The 26,669-nt window shown below is 73.2% G+C and carries 24 protein-coding genes, 7 tRNA genes and 1 pseudogene; 14 read left to right on the forward strand and 18 right to left on the reverse strand.

The annotated features are described in order from the left end of the window. Positions 1–9 precede the first annotated feature (9 nt). From ACWDX7_RS21255 to pgsA, 4 genes are all read right to left on the reverse strand, one after another. The gene (locus tag ACWDX7_RS21255; RefSeq protein ID WP_451490626.1) at positions 10–552 is read right to left on the reverse strand and encodes a hypothetical protein; all 543 of its coding nucleotides are present in this window, start codon (positions 550–552) and stop codon (positions 10–12) included. Between the two features lie 132 nt (positions 553–684). Beyond that, a complete protein-coding gene (locus tag ACWDX7_RS21260; protein WP_451490627.1) occupies positions 685–1,854 on the reverse strand; it encodes a glycosyltransferase family 4 protein in 1,170 nt (389 codons plus the stop codon). Beyond that, positions 1,854–2,756, reverse strand: coding sequence for a phosphatidylinositol mannoside acyltransferase (locus ACWDX7_RS21265; protein ID WP_451490628.1), 903 nt, complete (start codon positions 2,754–2,756; stop codon positions 1,854–1,856). Before ACWDX7_RS21265 ends, ACWDX7_RS21260 begins: the two co-directional genes overlap by 1 nt. Next, entirely contained in the window at positions 2,756–3,415 is a 660-nt protein-coding gene (gene pgsA / locus ACWDX7_RS21270; protein WP_451490629.1) for a phosphatidylinositol phosphate synthase, read from the reverse strand. Before pgsA ends, ACWDX7_RS21265 begins: the two co-directional genes overlap by 1 nt. A 261-nt stretch (positions 3,416–3,676) precedes the next feature. Between pgsA and ACWDX7_RS21275 the strand changes: the two genes are divergently transcribed. Beyond that, complete coding sequence (locus tag ACWDX7_RS21275) at positions 3,677–5,872, forward strand: elongation factor G-like protein EF-G2 (RefSeq protein WP_451490630.1); 2,196 nt, start codon at positions 3,677–3,679, stop codon at positions 5,870–5,872. A gap of 196 nt (positions 5,873–6,068) precedes the next feature. Further along, complete coding sequence (locus ACWDX7_RS21280) at positions 6,069–7,739, forward strand: hypothetical protein (RefSeq protein WP_451490631.1); 1,671 nt, start codon at positions 6,069–6,071, stop codon at positions 7,737–7,739. Here the strand turns inward: ACWDX7_RS21280 and ACWDX7_RS21285 are convergent, their stop codons facing one another. Together ACWDX7_RS21285 and thrS are read right to left on the reverse strand one after the other, a co-directional pair. Then, the gene (locus ACWDX7_RS21285) at positions 7,740–8,300 is read right to left on the reverse strand and encodes an HIT family protein (RefSeq protein ID WP_451490632.1); all 561 of its coding nucleotides are present in this window, start codon (positions 8,298–8,300) and stop codon (positions 7,740–7,742) included. Positions 8,301–8,431: 131 nt separating this feature from the next. Continuing rightward, on the reverse strand, positions 8,432–10,408 hold the full coding sequence (gene thrS / locus ACWDX7_RS21290) for a threonine--tRNA ligase (protein ID WP_451490633.1): 1,977 nt from the start codon (positions 10,406–10,408) through the stop codon (positions 8,432–8,434). A gap of 359 nt (positions 10,409–10,767) precedes the next feature. Here thrS and ACWDX7_RS21295 point away from each other — a divergent pair, with 359 nt between their 5' ends. After that, entirely contained in the window at positions 10,768–11,292 is a 525-nt protein-coding gene (locus ACWDX7_RS21295) for a GNAT family N-acetyltransferase (RefSeq protein WP_451490634.1), read from the forward strand. 32 nt (positions 11,293–11,324) lie between these two features. Here ACWDX7_RS21295 and ACWDX7_RS21300 read toward each other — a convergent pair whose 3' ends face one another. Both ACWDX7_RS21300 and ACWDX7_RS21305 read right to left on the reverse strand, forming a co-directional pair. Next, positions 11,325–12,515 carry a hypothetical protein gene (locus tag ACWDX7_RS21300; RefSeq protein ID WP_451490635.1) on the reverse strand — a complete coding sequence of 397 codons (1,191 nt, stop codon included), beginning with the start codon at positions 12,513–12,515 and terminating at the stop codon, positions 11,325–11,327. A 119-nt stretch (positions 12,516–12,634) separates the two neighbouring features. After that, positions 12,635–13,237, reverse strand: a complete 603-nt coding sequence (locus tag ACWDX7_RS21305) for a DUF4365 domain-containing protein (protein ID WP_451490636.1) — start codon at positions 13,235–13,237, stop codon at positions 12,635–12,637. A 248-nt stretch (positions 13,238–13,485) separates the two neighbouring features. On the opposite strand from ACWDX7_RS21305, the gene ACWDX7_RS21310 reads away from it, so the two are divergent. After that, complete coding sequence (locus ACWDX7_RS21310; protein WP_451490637.1) at positions 13,486–14,211, forward strand: exonuclease domain-containing protein; 726 nt, start codon at positions 13,486–13,488, stop codon at positions 14,209–14,211. Between the two features lie 74 nt (positions 14,212–14,285). On the opposite strand, the gene ACWDX7_RS21315 is transcribed toward ACWDX7_RS21310, so the two are convergent. Together ACWDX7_RS21315 and ACWDX7_RS21320 are read right to left on the reverse strand one after the other, a co-directional pair. Continuing rightward, positions 14,286–14,357: transfer RNA gene (locus tag ACWDX7_RS21315), tRNA-Val, on the reverse strand. 38 nt (positions 14,358–14,395) lie between these two features. Beyond that, the gene (locus ACWDX7_RS21320) at positions 14,396–14,884 is read right to left on the reverse strand and encodes an SRPBCC family protein (protein ID WP_451490638.1); all 489 of its coding nucleotides are present in this window, start codon (positions 14,882–14,884) and stop codon (positions 14,396–14,398) included. 121 nt (positions 14,885–15,005) lie between these two features. Here ACWDX7_RS21320 and ACWDX7_RS21325 point away from each other — a divergent pair, with 121 nt between their 5' ends. Next, entirely contained in the window at positions 15,006–17,363 is a 2,358-nt protein-coding gene (locus ACWDX7_RS21325; RefSeq protein WP_451490639.1) for an SCO7613 C-terminal domain-containing membrane protein, read from the forward strand. A gap of 46 nt (positions 17,364–17,409) precedes the next feature. On the opposite strand, the gene ACWDX7_RS21330 is transcribed toward ACWDX7_RS21325, so the two are convergent. Together ACWDX7_RS21330 and ACWDX7_RS21335 are read right to left on the reverse strand one after the other, a co-directional pair. Further along, positions 17,410–17,481 (reverse strand) — tRNA-Val (locus tag ACWDX7_RS21330). Between the two features lie 70 nt (positions 17,482–17,551). Beyond that, positions 17,552–18,013 (reverse strand): TIGR02611 family protein, encoded by a 462-nt coding sequence (locus tag ACWDX7_RS21335; protein ID WP_451490640.1) that lies wholly within the window; start codon positions 18,011–18,013, stop codon positions 17,552–17,554. A gap of 188 nt (positions 18,014–18,201) precedes the next feature. Between ACWDX7_RS21335 and ACWDX7_RS21340 the strand changes: the two genes are divergently transcribed. Further along, the gene (locus ACWDX7_RS21340) at positions 18,202–18,615 is read left to right on the forward strand and encodes an SsgA family sporulation/cell division regulator (protein ID WP_030011909.1); all 414 of its coding nucleotides are present in this window, start codon (positions 18,202–18,204) and stop codon (positions 18,613–18,615) included. Between the two features lie 254 nt (positions 18,616–18,869). Then, positions 18,870–19,424, forward strand: a pseudogene (locus ACWDX7_RS21345) (CGNR zinc finger domain-containing protein); the annotation flags it as partial. Positions 19,425–19,481: 57 nt separating this feature from the next. On the opposite strand, the gene ACWDX7_RS21350 reads toward ACWDX7_RS21345, so the two are convergent. Continuing rightward, entirely contained in the window at positions 19,482–19,655 is a 174-nt protein-coding gene (locus ACWDX7_RS21350; protein WP_451490641.1) for a hypothetical protein, read from the reverse strand. Positions 19,656–19,743: 88 nt separating this feature from the next. Further along, positions 19,744–20,208, reverse strand: coding sequence for a hypothetical protein (locus ACWDX7_RS21355; RefSeq protein ID WP_451490642.1), 465 nt, complete (start codon positions 20,206–20,208; stop codon positions 19,744–19,746). A gap of 168 nt (positions 20,209–20,376) precedes the next feature. Between ACWDX7_RS21355 and ACWDX7_RS21360 the strand changes: the two genes are divergently transcribed. Next, positions 20,377–20,916, forward strand: a complete 540-nt coding sequence (locus tag ACWDX7_RS21360; protein ID WP_451490643.1) for a DsbA family protein — start codon at positions 20,377–20,379, stop codon at positions 20,914–20,916. A gap of 161 nt (positions 20,917–21,077) precedes the next feature. Here ACWDX7_RS21360 and ACWDX7_RS21365 read toward each other — a convergent pair whose 3' ends face one another. Genes ACWDX7_RS21365 through ACWDX7_RS21375 form a run of 3 tightly spaced genes read right to left on the reverse strand, consistent with a single transcriptional unit; the run spans position 21,078 to position 23,854 of the window. Beyond that, positions 21,078–21,902 (reverse strand): GNAT family N-acetyltransferase, encoded by an 825-nt coding sequence (locus tag ACWDX7_RS21365; protein ID WP_451490644.1) that lies wholly within the window; start codon positions 21,900–21,902, stop codon positions 21,078–21,080. Between the two features lie 57 nt (positions 21,903–21,959). Next, a complete protein-coding gene (locus tag ACWDX7_RS21370; protein ID WP_451490645.1) occupies positions 21,960–22,781 on the reverse strand; it encodes an aminotransferase class IV in 822 nt (273 codons plus the stop codon). Next, entirely contained in the window at positions 22,778–23,854 is a 1,077-nt protein-coding gene (locus ACWDX7_RS21375) for a chorismate-binding protein (protein ID WP_451490646.1), read from the reverse strand. The genes ACWDX7_RS21370 and ACWDX7_RS21375 overlap by 4 nt, the downstream gene beginning before the upstream one ends. A gap of 180 nt (positions 23,855–24,034) precedes the next feature. Between ACWDX7_RS21375 and ACWDX7_RS21380 the strand changes: the two genes are divergently transcribed. From ACWDX7_RS21380 to ACWDX7_RS21400, 5 genes are all read left to right on the forward strand, one after another. Beyond that, positions 24,035–24,107, forward strand: a tRNA-Gly gene (locus ACWDX7_RS21380). 39 nt (positions 24,108–24,146) lie between these two features. Next, a tRNA-Cys gene (locus ACWDX7_RS21385) sits at positions 24,147–24,220 on the forward strand. 1 nt (position 24,221) lies between these two features. Then, a tRNA-Val gene (locus tag ACWDX7_RS21390) sits at positions 24,222–24,293 on the forward strand. Between the two features lie 19 nt (positions 24,294–24,312). Further along, positions 24,313–24,384 (forward strand) — tRNA-Val (locus tag ACWDX7_RS21395). Positions 24,385–24,426: 42 nt separating this feature from the next. Then, positions 24,427–24,501 (forward strand) — tRNA-Val (locus ACWDX7_RS21400). A gap of 222 nt (positions 24,502–24,723) precedes the next feature. Here the strand turns inward: ACWDX7_RS21400 and ACWDX7_RS21405 are convergent. Then, a complete protein-coding gene (locus ACWDX7_RS21405) occupies positions 24,724–24,909 on the reverse strand; it encodes a hypothetical protein (protein ID WP_451490647.1) in 186 nt (61 codons plus the stop codon). Between the two features lie 552 nt (positions 24,910–25,461). Between ACWDX7_RS21405 and ACWDX7_RS21410 the strand changes: the two genes are divergently transcribed. Then, complete coding sequence (locus tag ACWDX7_RS21410; RefSeq protein WP_451490648.1) at positions 25,462–26,631, forward strand: serine/threonine-protein kinase; 1,170 nt, start codon at positions 25,462–25,464, stop codon at positions 26,629–26,631. Positions 26,632–26,669: the final 38 nt, after the last annotated feature.

Below are 26,669 nucleotides of genomic sequence, written 5' to 3' on the forward strand. Positions count from 1 at the left end.
CCGGCGGCCTCAGACGGGCCGATCGGCAAGATCCACCGGCGGCTCGTCGTCCATCTCGAAGGCGAGCGGGAAGGGCGCGTGCCCCGCCAGCCGGAACCAGCGCACCTTGCGGTGCTCGCGCAGGGCGCGGGCGGCCCGTACGGAGTCATTGTGGAAGCGCCGCGCCATGGGCACCCGGCGCACCGCCGCCGCCAGGTCCTCGGTGGCCTCCGCCCCGCCCGGGGCTGCCTTGAGCACCTCGACCGGGTGGGCGTCGGCGAAGACGGCCCGCAGGGCCTGGCTCAGCTCGCTCTCGGCGACCTCCCGCTGCTCCTCCTCGGCCTGCCGGGCGGCGTGCGCGGCCTCGTACAGCACCAGGGACGACGCGGGGTCGAGCACCCCCGAGGTGGCCACCTCCAGCACCACGGACGCCCGCCGCACCAGCTGCGCGTCCAGGGCGGCGCGCGCGGCGTCGATCCGCGCGTGCAGCCGGTCGAGCCGGCCGGCGGTCCAGCTGAGGTAGACCCCGATGACACCGAGAGCCAGGGCGATCCAGACAAGGGTTTCGATCACGGGCGGCGACACTACCCGCTGGGACGCACCCCCTGCGCGCCCCGGCCCCCGGGGGCCTCCTCCGCTGCGGCCGGATCACCGCGTACGGCGCCCCGCGCCGGCCGGGTGGCCACCGGCGCGGGGTGAGCCGCCTCAGGCCGAGGAGTCCCGGGAGAAGCCCAGGCGGGTGCGGAGCGGGACGCGCTCGTCGGCGGCCACCGCCGCGGCGCCGTCCGTCACCGTTTCGTAGACCGCCAGGATGTCCGCTCCGACCGTGGACCAGTCGAAGCGGCGGACGTGGGCCGAGCCGCGGGTGCTCAGGGCCTTGCGGCGGGCCGGGTCGCGCAGCAGGGCGATGGCGCCCGACGCCAGGGCGTCGGCGTCCTCGTTCGTGAAGAGCTCGCCCGCGCTGCCCTGGTCCAGGACCTGCGCGAAGGCGTCCAGGTCGGAGGCCAGGACCGCCGCGCCCGCCGACAGGGCCTCGACGAGGATGATGCCGAAGCTCTCGCCGCCGGTGTTCGGAGCTACGTACACGTCGACGCTGCGCAGCAGCCGCGCCTTGTCCTCGTCGGAGACCATGCCGAGGAACTCGACCCGCGGGCGGAGCTCCGCGGGCAGCGAGGCCACCGCCTCCTGCTCGTCACCGCGGCCGGCGACCAGCAGCCGTACGCCCGGGCAGGCCTCCACGATCTTCGGGAAGGCCGCCATCAGCACGGGCAGGCCCTTGCGCGGTTCGTCGATGCGGCCGATGAAGCCCAGGGTCTGGCCGGCCCACTCGGCCTTCGGTTCGGCGGAGGCGAAGAAGTCCACGTCGACGCCGTTCGGGATCACCACCGCGTCCCCGCCCAGGTGCTCGACCAGCGTGCGCCGGGCGTACTCGCTGACCGCGATCCGCGCGCTGATCTTCTCCAGCGCCGGCTGGAGGATCGGGTACGCCGCGATCATCGCCCGCGAACGCGGGTTCGAGGTGTGGAACGTGGCCACGATGGGACCCTGCGCCGCCCAGCAGGACAGCAGCCCCAGCGAGGGCGAGGCCGGCTCGTGGATGTGGATCACGTCGAAGGTGCCGTCGTGCAGCCAGCGCCGTACGCGGGCCGCCGACAGGAAGCCGAAGTTCAGCCGGGCCACCGACCCGTTGTAGGGCACCGGCACCGCCCGTCCCGCCGAGACCACGTACGGCGGCAGCGGGGTCTCGTCGTCCGCCGGGGCCAGGACCGACACCTGGTGGCCGAGGCGGATCAGGTGTTCCGCCAGGTCCCTGATGTGGAACTGGACGCCGCCCGGGACGTCCCACGAGTACGGGCACACGATGCCGATCTTCACTACGGGCGCTCCTCCAGGTCGTCCAGCCACAGCCGCTGCAGCATGTGCCAGTCCTCCGGGTGCTCCGCGATGCCCTGCGCGAAGACGTCGGCCATCGCCTGCGTCATGGCGGAGGTCTTCTCGGTCCGCGTCCCGGTCCCGGGCACCGGCACCTCGGGGTGGATCCGGCCGTACAACTTGGGCGTGGCCCCGTAGTACAGGGTCGCCGGGAGCAGCACCGCGCCCGTGTGCTGCGCCAGCAGCGCCGGCCCCGCCGGCATGCGCGCGGTGGCGCCGAAGAAGTCCACCTCGACGCCGGAGGCCGACAGGTCCCGGTCCGCGACCAGGCAGACCAGGCCGCCGGAGCGGAGCCGGCGGGCGAGGGTCCCGAAGGCGGCGCCGCCGGTGTGCGGCAGCACCTCCATGCCCAGGCTCTCGCGGTAGGCCACGAAGCGGTCGTAGAGGCTCTCGGGCTTGAGCCGCTCGGCGACCGTGGTGAACGGGACGCCGATGTGGCCGGTGGCCCAGGCCCCGCCGAGGTCCCAGTTCGCCAGGTGCGGCAGGGCGACGACGACGCCCCGCCCGGAGGCGAGCGCCTCGCGCAGGATGTGCTCGTCCTTCATCTCGACGTCCGTGCCGAACCGCTCCGGGTCCATGGCCGGCAGGCGGAAGGATTCCATCCAGTACCGCATGTACGAGCGCATGCCCGCCCGCGACAGCTCGCGCAGCCGCTGCGGCCCGGCGTCGGGCACCACCCGGGCCAGATTCGACTCCAGCCGCAGCACGCTCTTGCCGCGGCGCTTCCACGCGAAGTCCGCGATCCGGCGCCCGAGGGCCACCGCGGCCGGCTCGGGCAGCTTCTTCACCCCGGCCCAGCCGAGCCCGTACAGACCGTCGACCAGCTTGTCCCGTGCGGCGCCCATCAGGCCGCGCCTCCCTCGGCGGCGGCCGCGTCGGCCTCGGCGGCCTCACGGCGTACGGTGACCACCCGCTGGATCAGCGTGACCAGCGAGCCCGCCGCCACGATCCACAGCGCGACGGGCAGCAGCACCCCGATCCAGGACGGCACCCCGAAGGTCTCCAGCCCGGACAGACCGGCCGCGACCAGCGAGATCACCAGCCGCTCGGCCCGTTCGACGAGCCCGTTGACGGCGACCGGAAGCCCGATCGACTCGCCGCGCGCCTTCGTGTACGAGACCACCTGGCCGCTGGCCAGGCAGAAGATCGCGACCGCGCACAGCGCGTTGTCGTTCCCGGAGCCCGCGTACCAGAGCGCGAGGCCGCCGAAGATCGCCGCGTCGGCCACCCGGTCGAGCGTGGAGTCGAGGAAGGCCCCCCACCGGCTGGAGACGCCGGCCTGGCGGGCCATGTTCCCGTCCACGAGGTCCGAGAAGACGAACAGGGTGATGGTGATCGTGCCCCAGAAGAACTCTCCCCGGGGGAAGAAGACCAGCGCTCCCGCGACCACTCCGGCCGTGCCGATCAGGGTGACGGCGTCCGGGCTCACCCCCCGCCGGAGCAGAAAAGCGGCGAATGGCGTGAGAACACGCGTGAAGAATGCACGCGCGTACTTGTTCAGCATGGCCTTCCCGGAGGGTCGCTGGGCCGCACGGCCACCACGGCCACCGGCTGGCCCATCGTAGCCAGCGCGCCGCGTCCCGGGCGCCGCGCACCCACCGGTTCGGTGCCGCGTGGGACGTTCTGCGCCCCGCGGGCCGGTCCTGGCCGCCGCCGGGGCGGCCCCCGGTCCGACGTATGGACGTGGTGTGACACCGGTGCAAAGCTCGAAGAACCCCGTTTCCCGCTTCCAAGGAAACCTCCACCACCGGGAGGCACGAGCATCATGGGAGCCACATCACACCAAGCCGGGGCCGCCGGCAGGGCACTGACGGCCGACCGACCGTCCTCCGTACGGAACGTCGTGCTGGTCGGCCACAGCGGTTCCGGCAAGACCACGCTGGTCGAAGCCCTGGCCCTGACCGCCGGAGCGGTCAACCGGGCCGGCCGGGTCGAGGACGGCGCCACCCTCTCCGACTACGACGAGATCGAGCACCGGCGCCAGCGCTCCGTCCAGCTCTCGCTCGTCCCCGTCGCCTGGGACGGCATCAAGATCAACCTGTTGGACACCCCCGGATACGCCGACTTCGTCGGAGAACTCAGAGCCGGTCTGCGCGCCGCGGACGCGGCTCTCTTCGTCGTCTCGGCCTCCGACGGCATCGACGGAGCCACCCGCATGGTCTGGGACGAGTGCGAGGCCGTCGGCATGCCCCGCGCCATCGTCGTCACGCACCTGGAGGCCGCCCGCGCCGACTACGCTCAGATGACAGAAGTCTGCGGCGAGATCTTCGGCGCCGACGACCCCGACGCCGTGATCCCGCTCTACGTGCCCCTGTACGGGCCCGCCGGGCCCGACGGGCACTCCCCCGTCACCGGCCTCCTGGGCCTGCTCTCCCAGCGCGTCTACGAGTACACCTCGGGGCAGCGCACCGAGCGCGACCCGGACCCCGCCGAGCTCACCCTCATCGCCGACGCCCGCTCCCGCCTCATCGAGGGCATCATCGCCGAGAGCGAGGACGAGGGGCTCATGGACCGCTACCTCGGCGGCGAGGACATCGACATGAAGACCCTTGTCGACGACCTGGAGCGCGCCGTCGCCCGCGGCACCTTCCACCCCGTACTGATGGCCGCCCCCGCCGCGGAGGGCGCCCGCCAGGGCCTGGGCACCCTGGAACTCCTCGAACTGATCACCGGCGGCTTCCCCACCCCCCTGGAGCGGGCCCCCGTCCCCGTCACCGCGCCCGACGGCTCCCCGCGCCCCGCCGTCACCTGCGATCCGGACGGCCCGCTCGTCGCGGAGGTCGTCAAGACGTCCTCCGACCCGTACGTGGGCCGCGTCTCCCTCGTCCGCGTCTTCTCCGGCAGCCTGCGCCCCGAGGAGACCGTTCACGTGTCCGGCCACGGGCTCGCGGACCGGGGCCACGAGGACCACGACGTGGACGAACGGATCGGCGCCCTCACCGCCCCCTTCGGCAAACAGCAGCGCACCCTCGACCGGTGCATCGCCGGTGACCTGGCCTGCGTGGCCAGACTCAGCCGCGCCGAGACCGGCGACACCCTCTCCGCCAAGGAGGATCCGCTCCTCATGGAGCCCTGGAGCATGCCGGAGCCGCTGCTGCCCCTCGCCATCGAGGCCCACAGCAAGGCCGACGAGGACAAGCTCTCCCAGGGCCTGGCCCGGCTCGTTGCCGAGGACCCCACCATGCGGCTGGAGCAGAACCAGCACACCCGCCAGCTCGTCCTGTGGTGCCTCGGCGAGGCCCACCAGGACGTGGCCCTGGAACGCCTGCGCACCCGCTACGGCGTCCAGGTCGACCCGGTACCGCACCGGGTCAGCCTGCGCGAGACCTTCGGCACCAAGGCCGCCGGCCGCGGCCGCCACGTCAAACAGTCCGGCGGCCACGGCCAGTTCGCCATCTGCGAGATCGAGGTCGAACCGCTGGCGCCCGGCAGCGGCATCGAGTTCGTCGACAAGGTCGTCGGGGGCGCCGTGCCCCGCCAGTTCATCCCGTCCGTCGAGAAGGGCGTACGCGCCCAGGCCGCCCGCGGAGTCGCCGCCGGCTACCCGCTGGTCGACGTCCGCGTCACCCTCCTCGACGGGAAGGCGCACTCGGTGGACTCCTCCGACGCCGCCTTCCAGACAGCCGGCGCCCTCGCCCTGCGCGAAGCCGCCTCGGACGCCCGCATCGACCTCCTCGAACCCGTCGCCGAACTCGCCGTCGTCGTCCCCGACGAGTACGTGGGTCCCGTGATGAACGATCTCGCCGGCCGCCGCGGCCGCGTCGTCGGCACCGAACAGGCCGCCCCCGGGCGCACCCGGGTGCGCGCCGAGATCCCCGAGATCGAACTCGGCCGCTACGCCGTCGAGCTGCGCTCCGTCTCCCACGGAACGGGCCGTTTCGCCCGGGCCTACGTCCGCCACGAGCCCATGCCGCCCCAGATCGCGGCCAAGGTGCGAGAACAGTCCGAGAAGGGAAGCTGATTGACGTAGGCCCGGGTCCTGTCGCCAAAGTAGCCGGGCCAGGAGGGACTTTGACGACAGGCCTACGCACGCCGCCCACCCAACGCGGTTGCGGTGGGCGGCATTTCCCTGTCCCATGACCACGGGGCGTAGCGCGCCGATAGGCTCATCGGCGTACAAGAGCACGAACGCACGACGCACAGCGATGGGGGCAGCGGTGGCGGATGACGGATTCGACTTCAGGCCCGGGGCGCAGATTCCTCTCCAGGGCGGCGGGGGGCAGACCGCGGCGACCAACGCCCTCGCCTCCGCCGCGTACCGCGACGCCGGGCGGGACACCGACCTGGACGCCCTGCTGAAGGCCACCAGCGAGCACCACCCCGCCACGGTGAAGCCCCCGAAGATCTCGCTCTTCCGAGCCAACCTCGGCGAGGCCTTCTGCCGCGCCGTCGAGGTCCGGACACTGGCAGCCGCCCGCAAACCGCTCATCCAGTCCTTCGGCGCCGACCCCCAGACCGTCGTCGAACACTGCCTGTCCGCCTCCCGCATCCGCAAGGAGCGCGACCGCAAGCTCCGCCTGATCATGCTGGTGTGCGGCGTGCTGTTCCTGCCCGGACTCCTGCTGTGGCTGGGCCTGTTCCAGCTCCGCCAGAGCCTGTCCTCCGACAAGAGGGGCGCTCGCGGTTCCTGGATCGGCACCGCGCTCCTGGTCGGCGTCGCCCTCGTGATCGCGGTCCTGATGTTCCGGCTGCCCTTCACCGGATTCCTGGGCCTGTACCTGCGCGCCATGATCGTCGCCCCGGCCCTGGGCTGGCTCCTCGCCCGCCGGCTGTGCGAGGCCACCGCCGCCGACCTGCGCTCCCGCTGGGACGGGCTGCTCTCCGGCGGCGGCGTCCCGGCCAAGATCCCGGAGGCCGTGCCCGGCAACCCCGACGAGAAGGCCCGCGAGGACCTGCGCCACCAGCTCGCCAAACTCACCGCGGAGAACCGCAGCAACTCCGTCTTCTACGCCGGCCCCAAGGGCATACTCGGCATGGGCACCCGCTGGGGCAGCTGGCAGATGGCCGAGGAGCTCACGCCGCGGACCGAGGGCGCCGACATCCACCCCTTCCGCAGCTGGGACGTCATACGGGCGGTCGACGCGGAGCTCCGCAAGCTGGAACGCGGCCCCCTGCACACCGGTGGTTTCCCGCCCGCCGCCATCCAGCACTGGATCGTCACCCCGGTCGGCGAAGGAGCCGCCGAGGTGGCCCGCCCCACCGGCGAGAACATCGACACCTTCCTGATCAAGCCGCACGAGATCACCCGGATCTGCAACGAGCAGCAGTTCAGCGCCGGGAACCGGCACTACCTGGGCATCCAGTACCCGCTCTGGGACGGCCAGCTCGTCATCAGCATGCTGGTCACCGTCACGGTGCTCTACAAGACCCTGCGCGTCGACGTCACCGCGCACGCCCTGGGACCCGTACACGGGCTGTTCACGACGAAACCCGTGCAGCCGGTGGTGGAGGTGCCCAAGAGCATCCGCTTCTGGGAGACCGTTGAGCGCAAGCTGCCGCTGGTGGACGCCAAGGAGGTCGTACGCCTCGCCGTCCGGGCCCCCCTGACCTGGTACCCGCCGCTCCTGGACCACCTCGGCGGCAAGCTGGTCCTGCCGGAGCCCTTCGGCGTCCGGCACGTCTGGGCGGGCCCGATGTGGCGCCACCGGTTCATGGCCGATGACGCGCTGCGCACCGTGACGCCGGTCCTGCGGGCGGTGCACGCCGCCACCTTCAGGGTCCTGGAGGAGAACGGCGTCGACACCGAGCGCTTCACCAACCGCTCCTCGATCATGAGCGGCGTCATCCAGGAACCGGCGCCGCGCAAGGCGGACGTGTACGACGCCTGATCAGTCGACCGGCCAGGCGTCGGCGAGCATCTGCCGCGTGTCCGCGAGGAGTTGGGGCAGGATGCGGGTGTGCCCGACGATGGGCATGAAGTTCGTGTCCCCGCCCCAGCGGGGTACGACGTGCTGGTGCAGATGGGCGGCGATGCCGGCCCCGGCGGCCGCGCCCTGGTTCATCCCGATGTTGAACCCGTGCGCGCCCGACGCCTTGCGCAGCGCGAACATGGCGCGCTTGGTCAGGTCCGCGAGCTCGGCGGTCTCCGCGGCGTCGAGCTCGGTGTAGTCGGCGACGTGCCGGTAGGGGACCACCATGAGGTGGCCGCCGTTGTACGGGTACAGATTCAGCACCGCGTACACGTGCCGGCCCCGGGCCACGACGAGCCCGTCCTCGTCCGACATCTCCGGAATCCCGCAGAAGGGGCAGCCGTCGCCGGCCTCCGGACCGGTCGGCTTGTTCTCCCCCTGGATGTAGGCCATCCGGTGGGGCGTCCACAGACGCTGGAACGCGTCCTGCGTGCCCACACCGATCTGCTGCTCCGGCTCAGTCGTCATGGCGGCAAGCATATGACCTTGCCTGCGCGGACGAGGAAGGCCCCCGGAAAGTGATCACCTTCCGGGGGCCCGGCCGTAGGGACCTGCCGTGGAACGGCACGGAGCCGCTCCGGTGCCGCCTGACCGCAGCGGCCGCGCCCCGGTCAGACCTGGACGCGGTCCGCGACGACCTTGGCCAGCTTGGCCAGCGCCTCGTCACGGGGAACGCCGTTCTCCTGCGAACCGTCGCGGTAGCGGAACGAGACCGTGCCCGCGGCCATGTCCTCGTCGCCGACGATGATCATGAACGGGACCTTGAGCTTCTGCTGGGTCCTGATCTTCTTCTGCATCCGGTCGGAGGAGGCGTCCACCTCGACCCGCAGGCCCTTCTTCTTCGCCTCGGCGGCGAACTCCTGGAGGTACTCCACGTGCCCGTCGCCGATCGGGATGCCGACCGCCTGGACGGGGGCCAGCCACGGCGGCATGGCGCCCGCGTAGTGCTCCAGCAGCACGGCGAAGAACCGCTCGATCGAACCGAACAGCGCGCGGTGGATCATGACCGGCCGCTGGCGCGAACCGTCCGCGGCGGTGTACTCCAGGTCGAAGCGCTCCGGCAGGTTGAAGTCGAGCTGCACGGTCGACATCTGCCAGGTACGGCCGATGGCGTCCCGCGCCTGCACCGAGATCTTCGGACCGTAGAAGGCCGCGCCGCCCGGGTCGGGGGTCAGCGGCAGGCCCTGCTTCTCGGCGACCTGCTGGAGGACCGCGGTGGCCTCTTCCCAGACCTCGTCCGACCCGACGAACTTCTCCGGGTCCTTGGTCGACAGCTCCAGGTAGAAGTCGGTCAGACCGTAGTCGCGCAGCAGGTTCAGCACGAAGGTGAGGGTGCGGTCGAGCTCCTCCGCCATCTGCTCACGGGTGCAGTAGATGTGCGCGTCGTCCTGGGTGAAGCCGCGGGCGCGGGTCAGGCCGTGCACGACGCCCGACTTCTCGTAGCGGTAGACCGTGCCGAACTCGAACAACCTCAAGGGGAGTTCGCGGTAGCTGCGGCCGCGTGCGTCGAAGATCAGGTTGTGCATCGGGCAGTTCATGGGCTTGAGGTAGTAGTCGGTACCACCGTCGAGCTGCATGGGGGGGTACATGCCCTCCGCGTACCAGTCCAGGTGGCCGCTCTTCTCGAAGAGGGCGCCCTTGGTGGCGTGCGGGGAGTAGACGAACTCGTAGCCCTCCTCCTCGTGCCGGCGGCGCGAGTAGTCCTCCATGGTCCGGCGGATGATGCCGCCGCGCGGGTGGAAGACGGCGAGGCCGGAGCCGATCTCGTCCGGGATGGAGAAGAGGTCCAGCTCGCTGCCGAGCTTGCGGTGGTCGCGCTTCTCGGCCTCGGCGAGGAAGTCGAGGTGGGCCTTCAGCTCCTCCTTCGACGGCCAGGCTGTGCCGTAGATGCGCTGGAGCATCGGATTCTTCTCGCTGCCGCGCCAGTAGGCGGCCGCGTTGCGCATGAGCTTGAACGCCGGGATGTTGCGGGTGGTCGGCAGGTGGGGGCCTCGGCAGAGGTCCTTCCAGCACGGCTCGCCGGTCTTCGCGTCCAGGTTGTCGTAGATGGTCAGCTCGCCGGCGCCCACCTCGACGTTCGCCCCGTCGTCGGTGGACGCGGCGCCCTTGATGCCGATGAGCTCCAACTTGTACGGCTCGTCCGCGAGCTCCTCGCGGGCCGCCTCGTCGGTGACCACGCGACGGGAGAAGCGCTGGCCCCTCTTCTGGATCTCCTGCATCTTCTTCTCGATGACCTTGAGGTCCTCGGGGGTGAAGGGCTTGGCGACGTCGAAGTCGTAGTAGAAGCCGTTCTGGACCGGCGGGCCGATGCCCAGCTTGGCCTCGGGGAAGAGCTCCTGCACGGCCTGCGCCATGACGTGCGCGGTGGAGTGGCGCAGGATGTTCAGGCCGTCCTCGGAGGAGATCTCCACCGGCTCGACGCTCTCGCCGTCCCGCACCTCGTAGCTGAGGTCCTTGAGCTCGCCCGCGACGCGCGCGGCGATGACGGTGCGCTCACCGGCGAACAGCTCGGCCGCCGTAGTGCCCGTGGCCACCACGCGCTCGTCCCGCTCGGAATCGCGTTGGATGATCACACGGACGTCTGACACCGGTCTCTCCTGACTGAGGGGGTGCGCGAGCGAACACTGCGCGCCTGAATCGTACCGAGCGGAGTGGCCGCGCCGCTAAACGGTTACGACGCGGGCCCGCCCGGTCCGCGTCCCGCGGCCCGGCCGGGGACCTGGCGCGGCTGTGCCCGGCCGGGGTGCGGCTGTGCCCGCCCGGGTGCGCGGGAGCAGGCGACCCGTGGGGCGGAGCCCCTCCGGGGCGTCTCCTCGGCTCGCGAACCCTGAGCCGAACCGGCCCGTCGCCCGGCGGTGGGTTCGCTCGGCCTGCGGGGACGCCCCGGAGTGTCCCCGCCCCACCCCGAAGCCCGGCCGGTGGCGTCGCCGTCGCTAACCTGGGCCGCATGCCGAGCACGCACGTCCGTCCGCTGGACCTGACCGACGACGCCACCGCGAGCGCCGTGCACCGGATCGGGCGGTCCGCGTACGCGGTGGAGGCCGAGCTGATCGGCTTCGACGGCATTCCCGCGCTCCGCGAGAGCCTCGCGCGGATGCGGGCGCGGCCGTTGAGCTGGCTCGGGGCCGTCGCCGAGGACGGGGAGATCGCGGGCTTCCTCGCCTGGGAGGAGGCGGAGGAGGAAGCGGCGGACGGCGTCGTCAGCATCGACCGGCTCTGCGTGGACCCCAGCTGGTTCCGCCGGGGCATCGCGTCCCTGCTGGTGCGCCATGCGCTGACCGAGTGCTTCCCCGGCCGCACTGTCGAGGTCACGACCGGCGCCGCCAACGCGCCCGCGGTGAGCCTGTACGAACGCCTTGGTTTCCTCCGCGGCGCGGACTTCTCCCCGGCCCCGGGCCTGCGGATGGCCTCCTTCCGTACCGGCCCGGCCCTTGCGGCCCCGCCGGACGACTCCGGCCCCGCCGGCGTTTGAGGCGCGGCGGTCCGGCGAGCCGTGCCCCGCGGTCAGTCGTCCGACGGCAGCATGTCCGCGGGATCGAAGGCGTCCTCCAGGGACTTCATCAGGCGGTCGCGCTCGACCTCGTCCAGCGGCACCGGCGTCACCTCCGCGGCATCCGTCAAGCGCCGGAAGCCGCCGCGCCGCTGGAGCCGGCCGGTGAGCCGGATCGGCAGTCCCACCAGGTGCGCGTGGCCCGCCACCCGGTACGCCTCCTCGTCCAGCGCGGCGCGGACGTACGGGACCTCCGCCCCCGCGAGCACCCGCAGCCGGACCCTGCCCCCGCTCCCCGGGGCCGAGCGGCGCATCCGTACCACCGCGCCCACGATCCGGACCGGGACGGCCGGCTCGGCCCGGGTGTAGCGGGCCGCCGCCTCGCGGAGCACCGGCAGGTCCCCGGGGGAGAACTCCACCGGCTCCGGCCGGGCCGCGCACCCCGCCGGGACCCCCGCCGCCGGCGCCCAGGCGAGCGAGACGCGGGCCCCCTCGGAGCCCCGGACCAGCGCGATCAGTGCGTCGGCGAGCTCCCGGCTGACCCCGGCCCGCACCGCGGCGTCGAAGGCCTCCATGCCGCCGGTGGCCCGCCGGTAGTCCACGGCTTCCCGGGCGGCGTGCAGTGCGTGGTGGAGCCGGGTCACGGTGCCCCGTCCCCCGCCGACGGGGACGTACGCGGTGAGCCGCCGGCCGCCGGGTGACGGGCCGACCAGGACCCCGTCGAGGGAGCCTTCGGCCTGTGCGCGGTAGCGGGCGCCGTAGTACCCGGCCCGGGCCCGGTCCGCCAGCGCCCCGGCCAGCAGGAGCTGCCTGGCCGCCGAGCGCAGCTGCTCCTGCACCGTCCACGCGGCCTCGCCCCGGAGCCCGTACGGCCCCTCGGGGATCGCCCGGTCCCAGCGGATCTCGTCGCTGGGCACGCTCAGGCCGTAGAGCACCTCCCGCGCCGAGGGGAGTGCGCTGCGCGAGAGGGCGGTCAGCGCCTCCTCCAGCAGGTCCGCGCAGTCGGGGAAGGCCCGGGACTCGGGGACGAGGAGGCTGGTGCCGCCGCTGCCCCCAGGGTGGGTGGCGGGCGGTGTCCAGCGCCCGTACCGGCCGGGCGGCCCGCCCCGGCGCAGCCAGCCGTGCCGGCGCAGCAGCGCGCCCAGCACGAGCGGGTCGACCTGCGCGGGATCGGGGGTGACGGCATGCGGATCCTGTGCGCTCACGCCGTTCCCGTACGCCCCCCGTTCGCCGCCTTCCCCGTACCGGGCGGATGGCGCGGACCCCCCGCGCTCCCCCTGCTCCGGGGACGGCAGCGGTTCGAGATTCGGTGAGTGCCAGTGCATCAGGGTGTCCCTCCCGACCCGACCCGGGTCATGATCTCGCACAGCGCCCGGTCGTCGAAGATCCGCGTGGTGGGGATCCGTACGGTGGTCCGGCGCCGGCCGGTCACGGGATGTCCGGCGAGGTTGGTCCAGTAGCAGCAGTGCCGCAGATCGAGCCGGTCGTGCCCGGCGGCCAGCCAGTCGTCGCGCTCGCGCGGGACGAGCATGACGACGAGGATCTTGTGGACGGCGACCGGGGTGCGGGCCAGTTTGACGAGGTGCTCGTTGTCGAGGGTGAAGGCGAAGGTGGGTCCGGCCGGTACGGGCGGTATCTGGTAGGTGGCCTTCAACTGCACCTTGACGGTGACCTCGTCGTCCACGAGGTGCTCGGGCGCCCCGTGGCTGACGTGCCAGTCGATGCCGTTGTCCGGGAAGGGCTGGGAGAGCGAGCAGCCGGCCGCGGCGGCGACGGCGTGCAGGTATCCCACTTGAAGGGTCTCCATGCAGGCGGTGGTGGCGAGTGCGCCGCGCAGCGGTCCGGTCCGCTCACCGTCCGGCGTACCGGTCCGCGGATCGATCTGCCCCGCCAGCACCCCGCCCGGTTCGGGCTGCGCGAGCGCCATGGCCGGCTCCCCATGCCTTCCGGGCTCTGCCGTGGGTGGGTGGGTGAGTGGGTGTCAGGGGATGACGCGCCGTCACGGTATGGGCGGTTGATGACCGGTCATGTGTGCGGGCCCCTGCGGAAGTTGTCTCCGTACCGGGGATCCCGCAAACGGCGTACGGGGCAAACGGCCCGGGTATCACCGATTCGGGCAGGGGCCGCGTGTTCCGGGTGCGGCCCCATCTGTCCGCCGGGGACGAGGAGTTCGCCATGACACGCTGGTACGAGGGCCCGCTGGCCGCATTCGACACCGAGACGACCGGGGTGGACGTCGAGCAGGACCGGATCGTATCCGCCGCGCTCGTCGTGCAGGAGTGCGCGGGCGGCCGTGTCCGCTCCACCCGCTGGCTGGTCAATCCAGGCATTCCGGTCCCCCCGGGTGCCACGGAGGTGCACGGTCTCACCGATGAGCACCTCCAGCACCACGGCCGCTGGCCGGCGCCGGTGGTGGAGGAGATAGCCCGGGCGCTCGGCGAGCAGCAGGTGGCGGGCCGGCCGGTGGTGGTGATGAACGCTCCGTTCGATCTGACGCTGCTGGACCGGGAGTTGCGCCGGCACCGAGCGTCTTCGCTGGCGCGCTATCTGGACAACCGGCCGCTGACGGTGCTGGATCCGCGGGTGCTGGACAAGCACTTGGACCGCTACCGCAAGGGGCGCCGGACGCTGACCGACCTGTGCGCGCACTACGGGATCGAGCTGGAGGCCGCGCACGACGCGGGGGCGGACGCGCTGGCCTCGCTGGAGCTGGTGCGGGCCGTGGGGCGCCGGTTCGCGGGGCGGCTGGAGCGGCTGACACCGGCCGAACTGCACACGCTCCAGCAGGTGTGGCACGCGGCGCAGGCGCGGGGTTTGCAGGCGTGGTTCGCGCGCCAGGGGACGCCGGAGCCGGTGGATCCGCACTGGCCGCTGCGGCCCGACCTGTCGACGGCGGCGTAGGACACCGGGCGCCCGGTGCTCCGCCCCCACATGCGGAAGGCCGGTCCGTCATCAGACGGACCGGCCTGTCCCGGTGGGCGATACTGGGATCGAACCAGTGACCCCTTCGGTGTGAACGAAGTGCTCTCCCGCTGAGCTAATCGCCCGGGAACGCACTGAACAATACAGAAGGCCCGGGGCTGGTTCAAACCGCCCTCGGGCCGGCCGCCAGATGCGCCGCGAGGCCCCGTCGCCCGGCCCGCATCATCAGACTGTGGTTGAGCCGGAACACCGGCCGCCCGGGCAGCGAGAGCAACCGCATCAGCGGCCGGCGCACCTCCACCTCCTGCTCGTACAGCACACGGGTCCGCCGGCCGTCCGCTCCACCGCGGGGCCGTACGGTCCACCGCGCCCAGCCGTCGAGGTCTCCGTGGAGGGCCATTTCGAGTACGCCCCGCCGGGGGTCGCGCAGGAGCTCGGTGGCGGTGACGCGCAGCGCGTACGGCAGCACGGAGCGGACGACCGCTCCGCCGGCGCGGTCGCCGGCCGGTTCGGTCCGGCGGATCTGGGGCCACCAGCGCGGGTACTCCTCGCCCTGTTCCAGGACGGCGTACACGGCCGACGGCGGGGCGTCGAGGTCCCACACGCTGCGGAAGCGGTAGCGGCTCCATCGGTCCCAGGGGCTGCGGTCCATGGAGCCAGTCTGCCCGGGGCGGCCGCGGGCACGCCCGGTTCCCGCATTCCGTGCGTACTCAGCGCGGATCTGAGTACGCGCGCCCATGCCTGATGGCGTGACGGCCGCCACACTCCGCACTATGAACACGACCCTGCCGCCGGCCGAGGAGCTGGCGCTCATCGACCGCGAACTGGCTCAACTCGACTCCCGGCGGCTGTACTTGCTGTCCCGCCGCGACTGGCTGCTGCGCGCGCTGCACCAGCCCGGGGCGCTTGCCGCCGGCCGGGCCGCCGCCGGGGTGCCTCCCCGGCCGGTGAAGGACGCCTCGGCGCCGAGCGCGCAGAACGTACTGCTCGTGCTTGGCGCGGTGCTGCTGGCGGTGGCCGCGCTGGCCTTCACGCTGGTGAGTTGGGGGTCCCTCGGGATCGCCGGGCGCTCGGTGGTGCTGGCCGTGGTGACGGCGGCGGCGCTGGCCGCGCCCGCGGCGCTGCTGCGCCGCGGGCTGAGGTCGACGGCGGAGTCGGTGGCGGCGGTGGGGCTGCTGCTGACGGTGCTGGACGCGTACGCCCTGCGGGTGACGGGCATGCCGGACGCGGACGGTCTCGGCTATGTGGCGGGGGCCGCCGCGGTGCTGGCCGTGGTGTGGGCCGGGTACGGGCTGGGGCTGCCGAAGCTGGCCCTCCCGGTCCCCGCGGCGGTCCTGGCGGCGCAGTTGCCGCTGCCGCTGGCGGCGCTCGCCGCGCAGGCGGGCCCCTTGGACCTCGGCTGGGCGCTGCTCGCCACGGCCGCGCTCGACGCGGCCCTCGCCCTGCGGGTGCGGATGGCCGCCGTGCCCGGGGCGCTGCTGGGCGCGGGGGCGCTGCTGACCGGGGTGGCCGAGGTGTGGGCGGCGGCTTCGGCCGCGCGGGCCCTGGCACCGGCGGCGCTGCTGCTGGCGGGCGCGGCGCTCGGTGTGGCGGTGGCCCGGCGTGAGCCGCGCGCCTCGGCCGCCGCGCTGGCGGGCGGACTCGCCTGGGTGACGGCGCTCGGCGGTGTGGCGCGGCCGGCGCTGACCGGTCCGACGGCGCAGCCGAGCTGGGCGGAATCGGGCTGGGTGCTGGTGGTCCACCTGCTGCTCGCGCTGCCGCTGCTGGCGGCGGTACGGGCGGCCGCGTTCCCGGCGGCGGTCCGGCGCGGGCTGGCACGGGCCGGAGCGGTGGTGGCCGTCCTGGCAGCCGTGGCGGCCTGCTCGGCGGCGGCGCCAGCGCTGCTGGGGCGCGTACGGGTGCTGGCCGAGGTGTGGGCGGCGACGACCCCGCTGCCGGATGCCGACGGGCCGGGGGCAGCGGCGGTGGTCATCCTGCTGATCACGGCGGGCGCGGCCCACTGGCTGGGCCGGGGGCTGTCGCGGCCGGAGCCCGGCGTGGTGGCGGTGGTGCTGGCCTGGTCGGGTCTGTTCACGGCGCCGCTGCTGCTCGGCCTGCCGGTGGCGGCGGTGTTCGCCGCGCAGCTGGCGGTGACGGCGGCCGCCGGGGCGCTCGCCCTGCGGTCCGCGGCGGGCGGCGCCGCGATCGCGGCGGCGGTGTGCGCGCTGCTGGGGGCCGCCAACGTGTCCGTGGCCGCCCTGGACGGCCGGGCGGCCACCTTCCTCGTCTGGGGCCTGCTGGGCGTCGGCTGCGCGGTGACAGCGGCGTACAGGGGCGCGCTCCACTGGGCCCGCTCCGGGGCGGCCGTCGGCGCCGTCGGTTACGCCACCGGTGTGCTGGTGGCGGCCGGCGCGGCCGCGCAGTGGCCGGTGGTGTGGTGGGCGCTCCCGGTGCTGGCCGTCCCCGCGGCGGTGGCCGCGGCGGGGCCCCGGCTGGGCGGCGTCCGCGTCCCCGCGGAGGGCGCGGCGGCGGCGGCCGTGGTGCTTGCGGTGGCTCTGGCCTGCCGGGACGCGCTCGTGCTGGCGCTGGTCCTGTCGCTGGCCGGGGTGGTCTGCGCGGGGGCGGCGGTGCGTGCGGACCGGCGCGTGCTGGGCTGGGCGGCGGGGGCGCTGTTCGTGGCGGCGAGCTGGGTGCGGCTCGCCTCGGCCGGGGTCGCGGAGCCGGAGGCGTACACCCTGCCGGTGACGGTGCCCGCCCTCGCGGTGGGTCTGCTGCGGCGCCGCCGGGACGAGCGGGCCTCGTCCTGGACGGCGTACGGCCCCGGCCTGGCGGCGACCCTGCTGCCGAGCCTGCTGGCCGCCTGGGGCGACGCGCATTGGCTGCGGCCGCTGCTGCTGGGTCTGGCCGCGCTTGGGGTGACCCTGGCGGGCGCCAACCGGCGGCTGCGGGCCCCGCTCCTGCTGGGCGGCGCCGTGCTGGCAGCGGTGGCACTGCACGAGCTGGCCCCGTACGTGGTACAGGTCGCGGGCGCGCTCCCGCGCTGGCTGCCGCCGGCGCTGGCGGGCCTGCTGCTGCTGGCGGTGGGGGCGACGTACGAGAAGCGGCTGCGCGACGCCCGGCGCCTGCGGGACGCGCTCGGCCGGCTCCGGTAACGCCGAAGGCCCGGAGACGGTGAAGTCTCCGGGCCTTTGGTCCGGGTGGGCGATACTGGGTTCGAACCAGTGACCCCTTCGGTGTGAACGAAGTGCTCTCCCACTGAGCTAATCGCCCGGACGCACCGCAAACGTTACCGCATGTCAGCGGTGCTCCTCGACCAGCCCCCGGGCCCCTCCGCGGCCGGTCACTGGTCCTTGAGGTTCCACGGCAGCACGAGGCCGTACTTCCAGAGGTAGAAGCCGATCAGCGCGGCCGCGACGACCAGACCCACGGTGGTCAGGATGAGGTTGCGGCGGCGCACCTTGGGGTCGAGCGCCTTCTGCGCGGCCTCGGTGACCTTGCGCTTGGTCCAGCGCAGCACGAAGTGGGCCCACGCGAATTCCGTGGCCCAGATCGCCAGGCCGGCGAAGATCGCGACCCATCCCGGCCCGGGCAGCACCAGCATCGCCACGCCGGCGCCGATGACGGCGAGCCCGACGACGAAGACGCCGACCTGCCAGCTGAGGTGCAGGGTCCGCCGGGACTTGATGAACTCGGGCGCTTTCGATACGTGCGCCGCCGGCGCTGTGGCTTCCTTGGTGGACTCGTCGGCTGCGGTGGACTCATCGGCTGCGGACTCGGGCCCGCGGTCACTCCCCGTATTCATGGGGTCGAATCTACCCGAGCCGGAAGCGGAGCCGCAGCACACGTGAATGGTGGTTTGGATCCGCCGTACGAGGGACCCAGAGGTCCGCAAAACGGTCAGAGGGGTTTACAACGGCACCGTAGGTGGCATGTCGATTTCGCCGACGTGCGAATCCCCGAGCGCACACTGAGCGAAAGGCCCTGGCGCTTATGAACACCACGGTCAGCTGCGAGCTGCACCTGCGCCTCGTTGTGTCGAGCGAGTCCTCACTGCCTGTTCCCGCGGGCCTGCGGTATGACACGGCCGATCCCTACGCCGTGCACGCCACCTTCCACACCGGCGCCGAGGAGACGGTCGAATGGGTATTCGCCCGCGACCTCCTCGCAGAGGGCCTCCACCGGCCCACCGGTACCGGCGACGTCCGCGTCTGGCCGTCCCGCAGCCACGGTCAGGGCGTCGTCTGCATCGCCCTGAGCTCCCCGGAGGGAGAAGCACTGCTCGAAGCACCCGCCCGAGCACTTGAGTCGTTCCTCAAGCGGACGGACGCCGCGGTCCCACCCGGGACCGAACACCGGCACTTCGACCTCGACAAGGAGCTCTCCCACATCCTGGCCGAATCCTGAGCCAGGCCCTCAGCCGCTCGACACCGTCCGACTCGGGGCGACGGTGCGGGCCGCACAATCCCATACGTCCATGCCGGCGCTGTTCTCGCGGAAGCCATCCGCGAGGACGGCGCCGGTGCGCGTGGAGGCGTCGCACGGAGCGTCCGGCGGGCCCCGCCTGATCCACGGGGCCACCCCCCGGGGGACCCGCTAGAGTCGGCCACCAACGGCGGTACCGGCCCGTCGTCGCAGGCCCGGCCCTTGAGGGAGACCCCGTGCAGATCCCCCACGACACCCGTCGCGCGCTCGACGTCGTCGTCGCGCTGGTGAACACCGCGGCCGAGGCGGACCAGCCCGACGGGCTGGCGGACATCGGCGCGCTGCGGGCCTTCGTCCACGAGTACGCGATCAGCGACGTCGGTGAGCTCGGCGCCCGCGACCTGGCCGGGGTCCGGACGGTGCGGGCGAAGTTCGCCCAGGTGTTCGCGGCGCCGAACCCCCGGGCGGCGGCCACGCTGATCAACGAGCTGGTCGCGACCGCCGGCACCACCCCGCAGCTGACCGACCACGACGGCTACGACTGGCACGTGCACTACTTCGCTCCGGGGGCGTCGGTGGGCGACCACCTGGCGGCGGACGGCGGCATGGCGCTGGCCTTCATCGTGGTCTCCGGCGAAGAGGAGCGGCTGCGCCGCTGCGAGGCACCTGACTGCCGGCGCGCCTTCGTCGACCTCTCCCGCAACCGCTCGCGGCGCTACTGCGACAGCCGGACCTGCGGGAACCGGCTGCACGTGGCGGCGTACCGGGCCCGGCGCAAGGAAGCCGACGCGGGAGCGGCGGGCTCGGCGGACGTGCCCGGCGGCCTCTCCGGGCACGGACCCGGCGTGTCACAGCACGAAGAGATCGTGCACGGCGGCAAGCAGTAAGAGGGAGCCGATCACGCCGAGGAAGATCATCAGGGGTGGCTGGGAGAGCGCGAAGAGGCACCCGCGCGGCTCCTCGGCGACGGGAGCGGGGACCGGCGCGGGACCCGACGGATCATGGTGCGAGGTGTCGAGCATGTCGGGGCGATGATCGCGCAGCGCGCCGCTGTTGGACCGTCAACACGCCACCGTACGGGTGATGGTTCCCCCGATCTCGTGGACCGGCTCAGATGCCGTGCTTCTTGAGGATGGCCTCGATGTCGGAGAAGTCCTCGTCGGCCGCCGCGGACCCGGGCTTCCCGGACGCGGCCGGCCGTGGGCCGGCGCCGGCGCCGGCGCCGAGGGACGGGGTCGAAGAGGTCGGGGCGACGGCCTCGCGGGCCGGGGCGCCCTTGGCGGCCCTGGAGGGGCTCTGCGGCTCGCCCGCCCTCCGCAGCCGCCGGCGCTCGACGGCGCGGGTCGTGACGAGGAGCAGCCAGGCCAGCGCCAGGAGCCCGAAGCCGGCCCAGACGGTCGGGTTGAAAACGATTCCGGACACCCACTGCACCAGGCCCGTCATCACCAGGGCGACCGGCACCAGCGCGTACGCCGCGATGCGCGCGGCGGTCAGGAAGCGCCTGCGGAAAGCGGTCAGCGCGGCGATGCCCAGGCCCGCCGCGGACACCGCGGAGCATATGGTCTCGGCAAGCATGCGGTCCTCCATGGCTGGGCGGTCTGTCCCTCTCCATCCTGCACCGGCCGTCGCCGTACGGGCCAGGTCCGGGGCCGCGCCGCCACGGATCTCCGGGAGATCTCCGGGTCCCGCCTACTCCCCAGGTCCCGGTCAGTGCGGGCCGCACGGTGCTGGGAGACTGTCCGTATGACCGATTCCGTGATCCTCGACGTCTGGTGCGAACTGCAGTGCCCGGACTGCCACAGCGCCCTGGACGACGTGCGCGCCCTGCGCGCCCGCTACGGCGGCCGGCTGGACATCCGGCTGCGCCACTTCCCGCTGGAGAAGCACAAGCACTCCTTCGCCGCGGCGCAGGCCGCCGAGGAGGCGGTGGAGCAGGGGCAGGGCTGGCCGTACACGGAGGCCGTGCTCGCGCGTGCCGCGGAGCTGGGCGAGCGGGGCGAGCCGGTGCTGCTGGACGTGGCGCGGGAACTCGGCCTCGACGTCGAGGAGTTCGACACCGCCCTGATCGACGGGCGGCACATCCTGATCGTCGACGCCGACCAGGCCGAGGGCAAGGCCATCGGTGTGACGGGCACGCCGACGTACGTGATCGGCGGCGAGCGCCTCGACGGCGGCAAGAGCCAGGAAGGGCTGCGCGCCCGCATCGAGGAGATCGCCGACCGCCTGCTGGCCTCCGCCGAGTACCGGGACCGGGAAGAGGACGAGGACGAGGACCGCGGCTAGGGCGTGTCTTTCGGATCGTGTCGGCCGAGCCCGCGTTGTCCGGCGCCGTGCATCGCAAGGCGGAGGAGCTTGCCTCGTACTGGACGTACCTGGAAGCCCCGACAACGCAGCGAGGTGCGGTGCCGGGCAGCGCGGGCCCGGCAAGATCCGAAAGACACGCCCTAGAGCAGGTCCTTGGCGTAGTTGAGGTTCGTCGTCCGGTAGCCGAGGGACTCGTAGAGCCGCAAGGCCGGGGTGTTGCCCGCGAAGACCTGGAGTCCCAGCACCCGGTACCCCTCGGCGAGGGCCGTGCGCTCCGCCAGCAGCATCAGGGCGCGGCCGTATCCCCGGCCGCGGTGACCGGGCTTCACCCCGACGTCGAAGACGTACGCGCCCTCCCCGCCCGGCGCGGTCCACACGTGCCCGACGGGCGTACCGGCCGCCTCCAGGACGCAGAGGGTGGTTCCGGGGCTGGCCAGGCCGCGGGGCAGCTTGGCTTCGTGATCGGCCACCGACTTGGCGTGCGCGGCCTCCTGCGGCATGCCGCGGCTGGCGAGGTCCTGCGCGTAGCCGCGGAGCGCCTCGGCGAACCAGACCTCGTACTCGGCCTCCGTCATGGGACGGCCGGTCACCCCCTCGGAGAGGGCGGGCGGCTCCGCCGGGAGCTCCTTGGCCATGTTGCGGCTGTATTCGGTGTACCCGAGGGCCTCGGCCATGCGCAGGCCGCCCGCCGAACCGGCCGGTACCGAGGCGCGGACCCGGCGGCAGCCCCAGCCGCGCAGCACCTCCTCGGCGGCGAGCGCGGCCACGGTGGCCCTGCCGCGCCGCCGGTCGGGCTCGTCCACGGCGAGGTCGCGGATCTCCCCGACCGTCGGTCCGAACGGGGTGTCGGTGGCGATCAGCAGGGCGCCGACGCGCCTGCTGTTGACCCGGATCTCGTACGGGCGTGAGCGCGCCCCGCCGGTGCTCTGCTGAAGCGGCCCGGACGGCCGCAGGGTTGTGGTCATCAACCGAGTTCTACCCGCCCCGCGGCCCCCGCGACAGCCCCCGTCGCCGTACTGGGCTCAGGGGTCCAGGTCGTCGGCGGCGCGTGCGGCGAAGGTCCGCATCGCCTCTGCGGTGACCGGGCCCGGGGTGGCGGCGAGCTCCCGGCCGTCGATCCGGTGGACGGCCTGCACATCGCGCAGGGAGGAGGTCAGGAAGACCTCTTCGGCCCGTTCCAGCGCCTCGAAGGGCAGGTCGGTCTCCTTGGCGCCCGACCATGCGACGACGAGCGCCCGGGTGATCCCCGCGAGGCAGCCGGAGGCCACGGGCGGGGTGTGCAGTTCCCCGTCGAGGACGACGAACACGTTCGAGCCGGTGCCCTCGCAGAGCCGCCCGGTGGTGTTGGCGAAGAGCGCCTCGGAGGCCCCGGCCCGGTGGGCGGCGGCGAGCGCGACGACGTTCTCGGCGTACGAGGTCGTCTTCAGGCCGGCCACGGCGCTGCGCTCGTTGCGGACCCAGGGGACGGTGACGACGGCGGTCGTGTCCGGGCGGCGGGTGGTCTCCCCGACGGCGACGATCAGGGTCGGTCCGGCCTCGCCGCGGTCGGAGCCGAGCGGGGAGACACCCCCCGTGTAGGTGATGCGCAGCCGCCCGAGCGCCACCTCCCGCTCCGCGAGGACGGCCGCGCAGGCCGCCCGTACCTCGTCCAGGTCGGGGTCCGGCAGGCCGAGGCCCCGGGCCGAGCGGGTCAGCCGCTCCAGGTGGCGGGTGGGCGCGAAAAGCTCGCCGCGCTCCACTTTGAGCGTCTCGAAGACGCCGTCGCCCACGGTCAGCCCGTGGTCGAAAACGGATACCCGCGCGCTGTCCGCGTCCCGCAGCGCTCCGTCGAGCCAGATCCTCACCGTACGGTCCTTCCGGTCGTCCCACGGGTACCGGTCACCTCGTGGGCCCCCGACGCTACCCTCAGCAGGCGGGCGGCCTTCAGTTCGGTCTCGGCCCATTCGCGGTCGGGGTCGGAGCCCCAGGTGATGCCGGCGCCGGTGCCGAAGAGCAGGCGGGGGCCGCCGGGGGCCGCGCGGTCGATCCAGAAGGTGCGGATGCCGACGGCCAGCTCGGCGGCGCCCCGGTCGGCGTCGACCCAGCCGATGCCGCCGCAATAGGGGCCGCGGGGGGCGGTCTCCAGGGCCTCGATGATCCGCAGGGCGGAGGACTTGGGCGCGCCTGTGACGGAGCCGGGCGGGAACGTGGCGGCGAGCAGCTCGGGCCAGCCGGCGCCTTCGGCGAGTTCTCCGCTGACGGTGGAGACCAGGTGGACCAGGCCGGGGTGCTCCTCGACGGCGCACAGCTCGGGGACGGTGACGGAGCCGGTGGCGCAGACCCGGCCGAGGTCGTTGCGTACGAGGTCCACGATCATGACGTTCTCGGCGTGGTCCTTGGGCAGCAGGTCGGCTGCGGTGCGGCCGGTGCCCTTGATGGGGCCGGACTCGACCTGCCCGCCGGAGCGGCGCAGGTACAGCTCGGGGGAGGCGGTGGCGATCTCGACGCCGTGGGCGGGAAGCCGAATCGTTCCTGCATAGGGCGCCGGATTGCCGCGCGCGAGCAGTGCGGTGAGCGCGTCGACATCCGCGCCGTCCGGGTCGGGCAGCGGCGCGGACATCACGCGGCACAGATTGGCCTGGTAGACCTCGCCGGCCGCTATGTGCTCGCGGATGCGGCGTACGCCGGCGGTGTACGCGACGCGGTCGAGCGAGGAGGACCAGGCGTCGGCGCCGGGACCCCGCCAGGCCCCGGGGAGGGGCGCCGGGACGGGGTCGGGGCGTATGTCCCCGAAGCGCGCGCAGACGAGCCGCCCTTCGAAGTCCGCGGTCACCGCCCAGAAACCGGTGGAGTCAAGGGCGGCGGGATCACTGGTGACGTCTCGGAGGTCGGTCGCGAGCAGGCCGCCGAAGCGGGCCAGGGGAGGCAGGTCGTGCACGGCTGCGAGTCTATGGCCGGTGACGCCGGGCCGCCGGTGAGGTGACGGGCAGGTGACCGAGGGTGATCGAGCGGCAGCACGCTGCGGAAACGTGTTTTTGAGCTGGCCGGGGAATCCGCTAGAGTTCAACACGTCGCCAGGGAGCGAAGGGGCAAAACCCCGGAGCGAGCACGGTGACCTGCGGACGTAGCTCAGTTGGTAGAGCACCACCTTGCCAAGGTGGATGTCGCGAGTTCGAGTCTCGTCGTCCGCTCGAAGTGGGGGATCTTCCCGAGAATCCCCACGGCTCCATGGTGGAGTGGCCGAGAGGCGAGGCAACGGCCTGCAAAGCCGTCTACACGGGTTCAAATCCCGTCTCCACCTCCAAGGACGATTAGCTCAGCGGGAGAGCGCTTCCCTGACACGGAAGAGGTCACTGGTTCAATCCCAGTATCGTCCACTGGTCCGCAAGGATCCCCGCGCGATTAGCTCAGCGGGAGAGCGCTTCCCTGACACGGAAGAGGTCACTGGTTCAATCCCAGTATCGCGCACGCAGTACCTGCCAGACCTGCGGCCGTCGCGCCGTGGAGCCCGCGCGATTAGCTCAGCGGGAGAGCGCTTCCCTGACACGGAAGAGGTCACTGGTTCAATCCCAGTATCGCGCACCACCCGCAAGCCCCGGCCGTTTCGACGGCCGGGGCTTCCGCGTTCCCCCCGGGGCAAGGCAGCAGGAGAAGGCACCAGGACGGCATGAGAAAAGGGTGCTGCCCGTACGACTCTCCAGTCGTACGGGCAGCACCCCTTCCCTGCCGTCCGTCGCTCCCCCGTCCCCACGGGGTCGACAGGCCGATGTCCCGGCCCGGGCCGCTCTCCCGGACCTGGGGCGCCGCTCAGCGCCCCAGCATCGAGCCCACGGACGACGCCTGCGCCGCCACCTGCTCGAATCCTCCGAAGAGGAAGAGCAGGACGGCGGCCAGGGGAAGGACCATGGCCGCGGCCACCAGCGGGTGTCGCGTACCGGACTCATGGCCGTTGAACGCGAATGCCTTGCGTCCCTGCCGTGCGAAGTCCGCCATGGCCCTCTCCCTGTCGTCTGGCAGCGGCGGGCTTCTGACCTCGGGGGACGAGTGCACCACCCGCCGCTTGTCCTCAACACTAGGCGGCCGCAAGGCGCCTGGCCTCATGCCTTCGTACCCATTGGCAGGCCTCCGGGAGGATGAGGAGGGCACGTACGTGTACTCCTCTGGGTGGAGACCGCTCCCCCGCCGTCGGGGTCTGCCCGGAGGGGATGACCGGAGGGTAGTGACTTCGCTCACTTCCGTCACTCCCCGTCGACGCGTGTCCGCGGGCGAGCCTGTCTGCAAGATCGATTCGGCTGGGGTCGTCGCGCGGGCGCGTCACGCCGGGCGGCCGCCCCCCTGCGCCCTCCAATCCCCTTGGTGCCAAAGGCGCTTGACACTGGCAGTTGCCGCGCCGTGGCCATCGGTCGATACCACTGAAACACCCTCAAGTGGGCGGTGGCGCACAGACGATCGAATCCCGTGACGAGGGCGCGGCCTCTGAGCGCGCGCGGCGGATGGTCCGTAAGCTGTGGCACGTCAACAGGACGACCGGTCAGCGGGGTGGACATGGCGATGATGCGGCTCCGGCGCGAGGACCCGCGTGTCGTCGGCTCGTTCAGACTGCACCGGCGCCTCGGCGCCGGCGGTATGGGCGTGGTCTATCTGGGGTCGGACCGGCGCGGCCAGCGCGTCGCGCTCAAGGTCATCCGGCCGGATCTGGCCGAGGACCAGGAGTTCCGCTCGCGGTTCGCCCGCGAGGTGTCCGCGGCCCGGCGGATCCGCGGCGGGTGCACGGCACGGCTGGTCGCGGCGGACCTGGAGGCCGAGCGGCCCTGGTTCGCCACCCAGTACGTCCCCGGCCCCTCCCTGCACGACAAGGTGACCGAGGAAGGTCCCCTGACGGCCTCGCAGATCGCCGCCATCGGCGCCGCGCTCTCCGAGGGGCTGGTCGCCGTGCACGAAGCGGGCGTCGTCCACCGGGACCTCAAGCCCTCGAACATCCTGCTGTCCCCCAAGGGCCCCCGCATCATCGACTTCGGGATCGCCTGGGCCACCGGGGCCAGCACGCTGACCCATGTGGGGACGGCCGTCGGCTCCCCCGGCTTCCTCGCGCCCGAGCAGGTGCGCGGCGCCGCCGTCACCCCCGCCACGGACGTCTTCGCCCTCGGCGCCACCCTGGCGTACGCCGCGACCGCCGACTCGCCCTTCGGGCACGGCAGTTCCGAGGTCATGCTCTACCGCGTCGTGCACGAGGAGGCCCAGCTCCACGGGGTCCCGGACGCGCTCGCACCCCTCGTGGAGGCCTGCCTGGCCAAGGATCCCGAGGACCGGCCGAGCACGCTCCAGCTGTCCATGCGGCTCAAGGAGATCGCGGCGCGCGAGGCCCAGGGCCTCTCGGACGGCCGCCCGCCGGCGCAGCGCTCCGAGCGGCAGGCCGACCGGGCCGAGCAGACCGACCTGTACGCGGGCCAGCGTACGGAGCGCCGTACGGGCGGCAGCACGCCCCGGCCCCGGAGCGGCCCGCAATCGCGCCCCTCGTCCGCGCGGAATCCGGGCGGCCCCTCGTCGTCCCGGTCGACGGCGGGCCGCTCGGGCGGCCGCCCGGCCCCGCGCACGACGGGCGCGGGCCGCCGTCCCTCCCGGCCGGACCCGAAGCTGATGCGGCAGCGGCTGATCGTCTTCGTCGTGGTGACCCTGATCGTGGCCCTGGGCATCGCGGCGGCCCAGAAGCTGTAGGCGCGCCGCGGTCCGCGGCGGGCCTGCGAGAACGGCCG

It is taken from the genome of Streptomyces sp. NPDC003034 (assembly GCF_053591375.1).